7 protein-coding genes are annotated in these 11,874 nt (G+C 74.8%); 4 read left to right on the top strand and 3 right to left on the bottom strand.

Going from position 1 to position 11,874, the window contains the following annotated elements; translation table 11 throughout:
* Positions 1-6: 6 nt before the first annotated feature.
* The 3 genes from NF338_RS11905 to NF338_RS11895 all read right to left on the bottom strand — a co-directional run bounded on the left by NF338_RS11905 (position 7) and on the right by NF338_RS11895 (position 3,738).
* The gene (locus tag NF338_RS11905) at positions 7-1,110 is read right to left on the bottom strand and encodes a YihY/virulence factor BrkB family protein (RefSeq protein WP_264030974.1); all 1,104 of its coding nucleotides are present in this window, start codon (positions 1,108-1,110) and stop codon (positions 7-9) included.
* Positions 1,111-1,409: 299 nt separating this feature from the next.
* Positions 1,410-2,576 carry an AI-2E family transporter gene (locus tag NF338_RS11900; RefSeq protein WP_264030973.1) on the bottom strand — a complete coding sequence of 389 codons (1,167 nt, stop codon included), beginning with the start codon at positions 2,574-2,576 and terminating at the stop codon, positions 1,410-1,412.
* A gap of 52 nt (positions 2,577-2,628) precedes the next feature.
* Positions 2,629-3,738, bottom strand: coding sequence for a LacI family DNA-binding transcriptional regulator (locus NF338_RS11895; protein ID WP_264030972.1), 1,110 nt, complete (start codon positions 3,736-3,738; stop codon positions 2,629-2,631).
* A gap of 308 nt (positions 3,739-4,046) precedes the next feature.
* Between NF338_RS11895 and NF338_RS11890 the strand changes: the two genes are divergently transcribed.
* From NF338_RS11890 to NF338_RS11875, 4 genes are all read left to right on the top strand, one after another.
* Positions 4,047-5,426, top strand: coding sequence for an ABC transporter substrate-binding protein (locus NF338_RS11890; protein ID WP_264030971.1), 1,380 nt, complete (start codon positions 4,047-4,049; stop codon positions 5,424-5,426).
* A 277-nt stretch (positions 5,427-5,703) separates the two neighbouring features.
* On the top strand, positions 5,704-8,652 hold the full coding sequence (locus NF338_RS11885) for a CBM35 domain-containing protein (protein ID WP_264030970.1): 2,949 nt from the start codon (positions 5,704-5,706) through the stop codon (positions 8,650-8,652).
* Positions 8,653-8,710: 58 nt separating this feature from the next.
* A complete protein-coding gene (locus tag NF338_RS11880; RefSeq protein ID WP_264030969.1) occupies positions 8,711-11,290 on the top strand; it encodes a glycoside hydrolase family 31 protein in 2,580 nt (859 codons plus the stop codon).
* A 207-nt stretch (positions 11,291-11,497) separates the two neighbouring features.
* The gene (locus NF338_RS11875; protein WP_264030968.1) at positions 11,498-11,857 is read left to right on the top strand and encodes a carboxymuconolactone decarboxylase family protein; all 360 of its coding nucleotides are present in this window, start codon (positions 11,498-11,500) and stop codon (positions 11,855-11,857) included.
* The last annotated feature ends 17 nt before the right edge of the window (positions 11,858-11,874 follow it).

Below are 11,874 nucleotides of genomic sequence, written 5' to 3'. Positions count from 1 at the left end.
CCAGGGCTACTGCCCGTCGTCGTCGCCGCTGCCCGTGCCCGTGCCCGTGCGCGCGCCCGCGCCCGCCGTGTCGGTCGACCGGCCACCGCTCGCGCGGAGGGCGCGCGCCTGCTCGACGGCCTCGTCGCGCTTGGCCGCCTTCTTGTCGCTCGCGCGCGTGTCGCGCGGCGGGAGCTGGAGCCGCTCCTCCGCGGCGATCCCGCCCTGGAGCTCGCGGCTGCGCTCGACCTCCGCGTCGAGCTCGGCGCCGAGCAGGAGGGCGAGGTTCGTGATCCACAGCCACAGCAGGAAGATGATGACGCCGGCGAGGGTCCCGTACGTCGCGCCGTAGCTGCTGAGGCCGCTGCCCAGGTAGAGCCCGAACGCCGCGGAGGCGAGCGCCCACACGAGGATCGCGAGGATCGCGCCGGGGCTGATCCAGCGGAACCTCGGCTGCTTCACGTTGGGCGTGAGGTGGTAGAGCAGCGCGACGAGGACCACCACGAGGAGGATCGCCACGGGCCACTTCGCGACCTGCCACACGGCGATCGCTGTGTCCCCGAGGCCGACGAGCTCGCCGACCTGCCGGGCGATCGGCCCCGAGAGCACGAGGCTCGCGACGACGAGCGCCGCGAGGACCACCACGACGACCGTCACGCCGAGCATCACGGGCCGCAGCTTCCAGATCGGGCGGCCCTCCTCGACCTCGTAGATGCGGTTCATCGACCGGCTGAACGCCCCGACGTAGCCGGAGGCCGACCAGAGGGCCAGCACGACACCGATGACGAGCGCCCACCCGGCCTTGTCGGTGTCGGCGGCCTGCTCGACGAGCGGCTCGATCATGCTCAGCGTGGTGGAGGGCACGACCCCCTCGACGCTCGTGAGGACCGAGTCGACCGCCTTCTCGCCGTCGCCCACGAGCCCGAGGATCGACACGAGCGCCAGGAGCGCGGGTGCCGCCGCCAGCACGGCGTAGTACGTGAGCGCGGCCGCCAGGTCGGTGCACTGGTCGTCCAGGAACTCGCGCACCGCGCCCTTGAGCGCGAACCCCCAGGACGGTTTGCGCAGGTCGGTGGGGGAGCCCGGCTTGCGATCGGAGTCGGGCTCGGGGCGTTCGGTGTCCGCGGTCATCGGGCCTCCTCGGTCGACGTCGCGGCGGGCCGCGCCCCTCGGCGCCCCGCCGGTCCTGTCCGTCTCCAGGCTCGGTTCGGTCCCGACCGCTCGCAAGCTCGGCGCGCGACCCGCGAGGTCCGTGCGGCCGGCGTGGGGCCTGGCACGCCCGTCCGGCTCGTCCCGCCACCGTCGCCGAGCACGACCCTGCTCCTCGTCGAGCACGACGTCGCTGTCGCCAAGGGGCCCAGAACGACAGCGACGTCGTGTTCGACGCCGGACCGAGGGACCGCTGGAGGCTCGTCGTGCCGACGACGGCGTCACCGCTCGTCGTCGCGGTGCTCCTCGTCCCGGTCGTCTGGCCCTTCTCCTGAGCGCCCCGCCAGAGCGAGGGCGAGGTCCCCGCCCGCGCCGGGGGCGTCGTCGGGCTCCGGCGGCGTGCGCAGGGCGGAGAAGACCGCCCACGTCACCCCGATCACGGGGATGGCGACGATCGCGCCGAACAGACCCCCGACGATCGTGCCCGCGCTCACGCCCACGCCGATGACGAACGGGTGCAGCCGGGCGTGCTTGCCCATGACGAGCGGCTGGATGAGATGCCCCTCGAGCTGCCCGACGAGCGCGATCCCGACGCCGACGAGCACCGCCTTCCACACGCCCTCGGACGCGAGCGCGACGAGCATCGCGACGGTCATCGCCGCGGGCGCGCCGATGAGCGGGACGAACGAGCCGACGAACACGAGGACCGCGAGCGGGAGGGCGAGCGGCACGCCGAGGCCCAGCAGCACGAGGTAGCCCAGCCCGCCGACGCACGCCGCGGTGAGCACCGCGCCGCGGGTGAAGGCACCGAAGAACCGCCACGCCACGTCGCCCGCCGTGCGCCACGCCGGGCGCACGCGCGCGGGGAGCTGCGCGACCGACCAGGACCACATGCCCTCGCCGCCGATGAGGAAGCACACCGCGCAGAACACGCCGAGGGCGACCACCATGAGCGCCACGAGCAGCGTCCCCAGCCGGGTCGCGGCCGCGCCGGCGAGCGTCGTGCCGTGGGCGCGCAGCCAGTCGACGACGCCCGCGCTCCACCGGTCGAGGTCCGCGTCGGTGATGGTGACGGGCAGCCCGCCCGACCGCGCGGCGTCGAGCAGCTCGCCGACGCCGTCGCCGACCCGGGCGACGACGTCGGGCCACTGCTGCGCGACGCCCGTCACGGCGAGCCCGACCACCGCGACCACGACCGCCACCCCCGTGAGCAGCGCGAGCACCGCCGCGACCGCGGGGTGGGAGAACCGGCGGTAGCGCAGCGTGACGGGCCGCAGCACGGCGGTGAGGACGAGGCCCAGGAACAGCGCCACGACGACGAGGCGGAGCTGGGAGAGCACCCACAGCACGACGGCCAGCACCGCGGCGGCGAACAGCAGCCGCCAGGACCAGGCGCCGACGCGGCGGAGCCAGAGCGGGGCGAGCACCGAGGCGTCGTGGTCGGTCACGCGCCGATGCTCCCACGGGCCCCCGCGGGCGGAGGCCCGACCCGCGGGCCGGCTACCGCGCGGGCGCGGTCGACGCACGCACGACGAGCGCGACGTCGATGCGGGTGACGCCGGTGGGGCCGTCGGCCGGCTCGTCGCGGGCCGCGTCCGGGGCGGGCCGCCGCGGTCGGGACGTGCCGTGGTCGAGCGTGTCCAGGAGCAGGTCGGCCGCGGTGCGGCCCTTGAGCGCGGTGTCCTGCGCGACCGTCGTGAGCGGCGGGTCGACGTAGCGCGCGATCTCGGCGTCGTCGAACCCGACGACCGACACCTCGTCCGGGACGCGGACCCCGGCCTGCGCCAGCCCGCGCGAGATCCCGGCGGCGAGGACGTCGGCCGTGGCGAACACCGCCGTCGCGCCGGGGTGCTCGGCCGCGACGCGTGCTGCGGCGGCGAGGCCGTCGTCGTACGTCGTGTTCGCCGCCACGACGTGGAGCACGACGCCGTCCCCCGTCTCCCCGCGGACCAGGGCCCGTCCCTCCCCGGCTGCCGGGTCGAGCCCGAGACCCGCGCGGAACCCCGCGAGGCGCTCGCGGACGACCTGGCTCGTCGTGCCCACGGGTCCGCACAGCACGACCTCGCGGTGGCCCAGGGCGCGCAGGTGCTCGCCCGCGAGCCGCCCGCCCTCGAGGTCGTCGGCGCGCACGGTCGCGGCGCCGGGGGCGTCCACGTAGGTGTCGACGACGACGGCGGGCACGTCCCGCGGCAGGTCGAGCGCCGCGAGCTCGTCGTCGGTGAAGCCCATGACGACGATCCCGTCGAGGTTCCAGCGCTGCACGGAGTCGAGCACGTCGCGGTGGTGCGTGACGCCGCGGAGCATGAGGTGGTGGTCGCGCTCGCGCAGGCGTGCCTCGACGGCCCCGGCGACGGCGACGTCGTGCGGGCTGCCCAGCAGGCTGCCGCCGTCGGCGCGGTCGGGCAGCAGCAGACCGACGAGGCGGGTCCGTCGCGCGGCGAGGCTCTGCGCCGGGCCGTTGGGCACGTAGCCCCGCACGGCGACGATGCGCTCGACCTCGCGCGCGGTCGCGGGGGAGACGCGGCCGAGGTTGCCGTTGACCACGTTGGAGACGGTCATGACGGACACGCCCGCCTCCCGGGCGATGTCCTTGAGCGTGACGCGGGCCATCGGCGGCGCGGCTCCTTCGGTCGAGGCGGGGCGTGGGCGGGCGGTGGTCGGCCCGGGAGCCGACGGTACGTCGTCGTGCGGCACCGGGCTCGACGGTCTCGCGCCGAGGCCCGTGACCAACTCGTGACCACCGAGCTCCTTGACGACCGATCCTAGACGCGTTTAGCGTTAAACATGTAGCGCTAAACCTCGCCGGGGACGGCGGCTCGTGCGGGACGGTCCGCACGGGTGCCGAGGGGCGGCGCGGGAACCCGAGCCAGCAGACCGTGGGCCATCATGGCCGCGGGAGTCCGCACCGAGGAGAGACGATGAAGTCAGCAACCACGGTGGGCGCGTTCGCGCTCACCGGCGCCCTGGTCCTCACCCTGACCGCGTGCAGCACCGGCGACGACGCCGAGGGTGACGGCGCCGCCAGCTCCGGCGCGGTCGAGATCGAGGTCTCGATCGACGCCGGCCTGGACGACGACGCACGAGCCAAGTTCGACGAGCGCGTCGCGCAGTTCGAGGGCGAGCACCCGGACATCACCGTCACGGCACGCGAGTACACGTGGGAGGGCACGACGTTCGCGACGGAGCTCGCCGGCGGCACGCTGCCCGACGTCTTCACCATCCCGTTCACCGACGGCCGCGGCCTCATCGAGCGCGAGCAGATCGCCGACATCAGCGACCTCGTCGCCGCGCTCCCGTACGCGGAGGACTTCAACCCGAACGTCGCGCAGGCCGGCCAGGCCGCCGACGGCTCGATGTGGGCCGTGCCCATCGCCGCCTACAGCCAGGGCCTGCACTACAACCGCACGCTGTTCGAGCAGGCCGGGCTCGACCCCGACGACCCGCCGACCACGTGGGAGGAGGTCCGCGAGGACGCGAAGACCATCGCGGACGCCACGGGCGTCGCGGGCTACGCGACCATGACGTCGGGCAACACCGGGGGCTGGATCCTCACGACGCTCACCAACGCGTTCGGCGGCTCCGTCCAGGAGTTCGACGGCGAGACCGCGACGTCGACGATCGACACGCCCGAGCTCACCGAGGTGCTCGAGTACCTGCACGCGCTGCGGTGGGAGGACAACTCGATGGGAGCGAACTTCCTCTACGACTGGGGGAGCATCAACCAGGACTTCGCCGCGGGCCAGATCGGGATGTACGTCTCGGGCGGCGGCAACTACGGCAACCTCTTCACGCAGAACGCGATGAACCCGGACGACTACGGGCTCACGGTCATCCCCCTGGTCGGCGACGGCGGCGTCCTCGGCGGCGGCACGCTCGCCGCGGTGAGCGCGAAGGCCTCGCCCGAGGAGCAGGCGGCCGGCGTCGAGTGGATCGACTTCTACTACATGGAGAAGCTCACGGACGAGGCGGCGGCGAAGCTCGACGCGGAGACCGCCGTCGCGAACGACCAGCCGGTCGGCGCCCCGGAGCTCCCGGTCTTCGACGAGCAGACCTACGTCGAGTCGCGCGCCTGGACCGCGGAGTACGTCAACGTGCCCGTGGACCAGATGAGCTCCTACACGGAGAACATCTTCGACCAGCCGGTCGTCCCCGAGCCCGCGCGCTCGACGCAGGAGATCTACGCGCTGCTCGACCCGGTCGTCCAGGCCGTGCTCACCGACGAGGACGCGGACATCGACGCGCTCGTCGCCCAGGTGCAGAAGGAAGCCCAGGCGCTCCTCGACGCCGCCCAGGGCTGACCGCCGTCTGCCAGCGGCTCTCGCGCCGCTCGCCGAACCCGGGGTTGCCGCACCCCCCGGTGCCGAACCCGCCCCTGTCCCCGGGTTCGGCACCGCAGCGGCCCCCAGCCCCGGGTTCGGCATGCCCCCGTCGCCGACCAAACGATCCGTCTCGCGATCGAAGGAGATCGTCGTGCACCGAACCTGGCCCACCCCCACCTCTGGCCCTGCTGTAGTCAGGAGACGGGCACGCTCGCATCGCTCCGACGGGGCTCGTTCCCTGCCCACGGCGGGGGCTGTGGTCGCCGCGCTCGTCGGGTCGGTGATGCTCTCCGCGCCCGCGTCGGCGGTGGCCGGGGTCCCGCCGATCGAGCTCGAGGCGGAGGACGCGGTGCTCGCCGGGGGCGCGGGTGTCAACGACAACCACCTCGGGTTCTCCGGGACCGGGTTCGTCGACGGGTTCGTCATGGACCACACCGGGACCGCGAGCGCGACGTTCACGCTCGACGTCCCGGAGGCCGGCGAGTACGGCCTCAACCTCCGGTACGCGAACGGGCTCGGCTCCGACATGACGCTCTCGCAGGTCGTCGTGCACGACGGCGCGGCCGAGGACCGGCAGGTCACGCTGCCCTCCGCGGTGGGGGCGTCGTGGAGCACGTGGTTCGTGCACCAGGAGGTCGTGTCGCTCGAGGCGGGCGAGCAGACCGTCGTCTACCGCTTCGACGCCGACGACACGGGCAACGTCAACCTCGACGCGGTCGCCCTGACGACGGTCGGCGACCTCTCGACGCCCGGCGGCGGAGCGACCGTGCCTGGCACGGAGCCGGGCTCCGGCCCGGACACGCGGTACGACGACGTCGCGGACGTCCTGCGCACCACGGCCCCCCGTGCGGGGCAGCCGTACGAGGCCGAGGCCGCGTTCACCGCGAACGGCGCGACCGTCGGGACGGAGGGCGTCGACCTGGCCGCGCCCCGCGCGCGCGTCGTCGTCGCGGTCGACGCCGCGAAGGCCGGCGACCAGACCGTGACGTTCCGGTACCGCAACACGACCGGCGCCGACCAGGACGCGGTCCTCGCGGTGGACGGGCAGCCCGTCGGGCGTCTCGTCCTGGCCCCGCGCGAGCGCTGGGGCGACGTCGCCGTGACGCTCCCGCTGCGTGCCGGGCTGGGCAGCGTCGAGCTGCGCCGCACGGTCGCCGACCAGGGCGACGTGCCCGACCGGGGCGCGCCGACGCCGTCGGGCCTGGAGATCGACCGCGTCACGCTGCAGCGCGGCGAGGCGTTCGCGGACCGCGGCGCAGTCACGCCCGCGACGACGTACGAGGCCGAGCACGGCCGCACGACCGGCGAGGTGCTCGCGCCGAGCCGCGAGTTCCGCACGGTCGCGGCCGAGGCGTCGGGCCGTCAGGCCGTCACGCTCGACCGCACCGGCGAGCACGTCGAGTGGACCCTCACGGAGCCGGCGAACGCGCTCGTGCTGCGCGCGTCGGTCCCGGACTCGACCGACGGGACGGGCCAGGACGGCTCGCTCGGCGTCTACGCGGGCGGGCGCAAGGTCGCCGACGTCGACGTCACGTCGCGTTACTCCCATGTCTACGGCGGCTACCCGTACGGCAACGACCCGACGCAGGGCGGGGCGCAGCGGTTCTTCGACGAGACGCGCGTGCTGCTCCCGCGCGAGCTGAAGGCCGGCACGACGCTGCGTCTGGTGCGCGACAGTGACTCCGCCGACCTCCCGTACACCGTCGACCTCGTGGAGACCGAGGTCGCGCCGGCGCCGCTCACGGCACCTCCCGGCTTCGTGGACGTGCGCGACCACGGCGCCACGGACGACTCCTCCACAGACTCGTCCACAGCCACCTCGACCGACGACACCGCCGCGTTCGTCGCTGCCGTCGCCGCGGCGCGCGAGGCCGGGACGGGCGTGTGGGTCCCGCCGGGCCGCTTCACGCTGACCGACCGCGTGCGCGTGCACGACGTCACGGTCCGCGGCGCGGGGCCCTGGTACTCCGTGGTCGCGGGTCGCGACGGCAAGGGCGGGTTCTACGCGCAGGGGTCCGGCGTGACGATCGCGGACCTCATGGTCGACGGCGACGTCCGGTACCGCGACGACGCCCGGTTCGACGCGGCGCTCGAGGGCAGCTTCGGGCAGGGCTCGCTCGTCCAGAACGTCTGGATCTCCCACACGAAGGTCGGCCTCTGGGCCGACACGGGCACGGACGGGCTCTACGCGCTCGGGCTCCGCGTGCGGGACACGTTCGCCGACGGCGTCCACCTGCACGGCCGGGTCGCGGACACGCGCGTCGAGCACACGACGGTGCGCAACACCGGCGACGACGCGATGGCCATGTGGTCCTCGGGCGGTGCGGTGACGCGCTCGTCGTTCGTGCGCAGCACGGTCACGAGCCCGCTGCTGGGCAACGGCGCCGCGATCTACGGCGGCGACTCCAACCGCGTCTCGGGGCTCGTCGTGCGCGACATGCTCACCGCCGCCGCGGGCGTCGCGGTGAGCACGCGGTTCAACCCCGTGCCGTTCTCCGGGACCACGGTCGTCGAGGACAGCACGCTGATCCGCACCGGCGGGTGGGAGCCCAACTGGAGCACGTCGTTCGGGGGCATCTGGGTGTTCGCGGACACGAGCCACATCACGACGCCCGTCGTCATCCGCGGCACCGAGATCCTCGACTCGACGTACGAGGGGCTCCTGGTGAGCGGCAGCCACTGGGTCAACGACCTGCGGGTCAGCGACACCAGGATCGAGCGCACCGGCTCGTACGGCGTCGCCGCGCGCCTCGGCGGTGACCACCGGTTCTCCGACGTCCGCGTCTCGGGCGTCACCACGCAGCCCGACGGCGACCACCACCTGTGGGGCACCGTCCACGACGAGGGCGGCAACTACGGCCTCCTCGAGGACGCGCCCGCGACGTGCTCGGTCGAGGCGGGGACGCTCACCGTCGGGACCACGACCCTCACGACCGTGCGCGTCACCAACACCGGCACCGAGCCGCTGAGCGGCTGGGAGCTCGCGTGGTACGGGCGGCCGGGCGACGTCGCGACCGCGGGCGTCGGCGCCACCGTCGCACAGGACGGTACGCGGGTCACGGCGTCGGGCGGGACCGCGCTGCGCCCGGGGCGCAGCACGTCGTTCGTCGTGCTCGGCACCACGCACGTCCCCGGCCTCGGCGTCGGCCCGGCGTTCGACACCGCCACGCTCGACGGCCTCGCGTGCGGGGTGACCCGCCCCTGACCTGAACCGCACCGCCACGACCAGCATCCCGAACACGCACCGACAGGAACTGCCGCACATGACCTTCCCGCCCCGCCTCGCCACCAGCCCCGTCGCCCGCCCCGAGGCGACGATCCTCGGCGACCGGTACCGGATCTCGGTGCTCGCCGACGGGTTGGTGCGCCTCGAGCGCGCGGAGGACGGCGTGTTCGAGGACCGCGCGTCGGCGTTCGCGCTGCACCGCGACCTGCCGGTGCCGGACTTCCGGGTGACCCGGTCCGGCACCGGGTCCGCGGACGGGATCGAGGTCGTCACGGACCGGCTGCGTCTGCGGTACGACGGTGGGCCGCTCAGCGCGAGCGGGCTGAGCGTCGAGGTGCTCGGCGCGCACTCGGCCTACCACGGGGTGTGGCGGTACGGGCAGCGCGGGCCGGGCGTCCCGGCGACGGCGGTCCCCCTGGAGGCGGACGCCGTGGGGAACGGGCCGGGCAACCTCGGCGGGACGGCCCGCACGCTCGACGAGGCGGACGGCCCGGTCCCGCTGGGCCCCGGGGTGGTCTCGCGCGACGGCTGGGCCGTGATCGACGACTCGGCCGGCCTCGTCCTGGACGACGACGGCTGGGTCGCCCCGCGCGACGGGTCGCGCCAGGACCTGTACGTCTTCGCGTACGGGCACGACTACCGGGCCGCGCTGCGGGCGCTCTACGCGCTGTCCGGGCCGCAGCCGGTGCTGCCCCGCTACGCGCTCGGCACGTGGTGGAGCCGCTTCCACCGGTACTCGGCCGACTCGTACGCCGAGCTCGTCCGACGCTTCCGCCGCGAGGGCGTCCCGCTCTCGGTCGCGGTCCTCGACATGGACTGGCACGTGACCGACGTCGACCCGCGGCACGGCAGCGGCTGGACCGGGTACTCGTGGAACCGTGACCTGTTCCCGCACCCGGCGGCGTTCCTGCGGTCGCTGCACGACGACGGCCTGCGCGTCACGCTCAACGTGCACCCCGCCGACGGGGTCCGGGCGTTCGAGGACGCCTACCCGGCGATGGCCGCGGCGCTGGGTCGCGACCCCGACGGCGGCGAGCCGATCGCGTTCGACGCGACGGACCGGGACTTCCTGCGTGCCTACACCGAGGTGCTGCATCGCGGGCTCGAGCGCGACGGCGTCGACTTCTGGTGGGTCGACTGGCAGCAGGGGGGCGTCTCGCGCGTGCCCGGCGTCGACCCGCTGTGGATGCTCAACCACGTCCACTACCTCGACAACGCGAGCGTGGGGTCGCGGGCCGCCGCGGGACGCGCGACGCGCGCGCTGACCTTCTCCCGGTACGCGGGCCCGGGGAGCCACCGCTACCCGGTCGGGTTCTCGGGCGACTCGGTCATCTCGTGGGAGTCGCTCGACTTCCAGCCCTACTTCACCGCGACCGCGAGCAACATCGGGTACGGGTGGTGGAGCCACGACGTCGGCGGCCACATGCACGGCACCAAGGACGACGAGCTCGCGACGCGCTGGGTGCAGCTCGGCGTCTTCTCGCCCGTCCTGCGCCTGCACTCGGCGGGGAACCCGTTCACGCGCAAGGAGCCGTGGACGTTCGGCCCCGAGGCTCGCGACGCCCAGGTCGCGGCGCTGCGCCTGCGCCACCGCCTGCTGCCCTACCTGCACACGATGAACGTCCGGGCCGCCCGCGAGGGCGTGCCCCTCGTCCAGCCGCTCTACCACGAGTGGCCGGAGCAGCCCGAGGCCTACGCGGCCCGCAACCAGTACCTCTTCGGGTCCGAGCTCGTCGTCGCGCCGATCACCGCCCCCGCGGACCGCGAGGCCGGGGTGGCCGCGGTACGCGCGTGGCTCCCGGAGGGCACGTGGGTCGACCTGCTCGGCGGGCTCGTCTACGACGGCGGCCGCGAGGCGTGGCTGCACCGCGACCTCGCGAGCATCCCCGTCCTCGCGCGGTCGGGCGCGGTCGTGCCGCTCGACGGCGCGACCGTCCCGGGAAACGGCGTGGCCCACCCGGAGCACGTCGAGGTCCTCGTGGTCGTCGGGGCCGACGGCGCGCTCGACCTCGTCGAGGACGCCGAGGGCCTCCCGGCGGGAGCCGCCGGCGGAGCGTCGGCCGGGGCGGACGGGTCGTCGCCGCCCGCGGAGGCTCGCACCCCGGTCATGTTCGAGCAGGCGACCGGAAGGGCCGTCGTCGGCCCGGTCGAGGGGGACACGCGCGTCGTGCCCGCCCCGCGGCGCTGGACCCTGACGTTCCCGGCGCTCGCGGCCGACGACGACGGACCGGTCGTGACGGTCGACGGCGCCCGGGCGGACGCGCTCGTCGAGCGCGACGACCGCGGGCTGCACGTCACGGTCGAGGCGGTCGCGCCGGCGTCCTGCCTCGTCGTCGACCTCGGGCGGGGACCACGGCTCGGGGACAACGACGTCGACGCGCGCCTGTTCGCCGTGCTCGACCGCGCTCGTGTCCCGTACGACGACAAGGAGCGCGCCCACCGCGTGCTCACGGCGGACCGGCCGCTGTCGGTGCGCGTGTCGCACCTGCAGGCGCTCGGCCTGCCACGCGCGCTCGAGTCCGCGCTCACCGAGATCCTCCTGGCCCGTGTGCCAGGTCAGCACGTCACCGGCGGGGACGTCCTCACCGGCCTGTCGGAAGCCGTCCGACCGGCCTGAGGGTCCATCGGGTGCTGCGCCGTTTCGTGCTGGGGCGGCGCGGCACCCGGACGAGCCTCTGCCCCGCCCTTGCTCCGGTCGTCATGCGTTCTGCGTGACGACCCCGCGCCGCACCGTCGTCATGCTGGCGGGAGGGGCGATCGGGCAGGGGCGACGGGCCCGGGGCGGCCGGCCCGGCCGGCCCGCGTCGGAAGGTGGGTGGTCGGCGTGGACCACGCGGAGGTGCTCCGGCGGCTCGCGGTCAACGACGAGAGTGTCGTCGACGGCGGCGCGACGGGCGACGACGCGCTGTCCGGCCGCGACCGGGCTCTGGTGCGGATCGCGGCCGCGGTCGCCGTCGGGGCGTCGGTCCCCACGTACGGCGCCGAGATCGACGGTGCGGTCGAGGCCGGGGTCGACGCGGCGGAGGTGGTGGGCGTCCTCATGGCGGTCGTGCCGGTCGTCGGGCTGCCGACGGTCGTGGCGGCCGCGCCGCGCGTCGCGCTCGCCCTGGGCCTGGAACCCGTCGAGGGATGGGACGACGCGGCCGAACCCGGCGTCCCGGGTGATTTCCCCCGCTCCGGTTGAGGGCCTCGGGGGCCGCT

Origin of the sequence: Cellulosimicrobium sp. SH8 (genome assembly GCF_025818875.1) — a bacterium.
GTDB lineage: Bacteria > Actinomycetota > Actinomycetes > Actinomycetales > Cellulomonadaceae > Cellulosimicrobium > Cellulosimicrobium cellulans_D.
The sequence above is the reverse complement of the archived record's forward strand: the minus strand, read 5'-3'. Positions and strand labels throughout refer to the sequence as shown.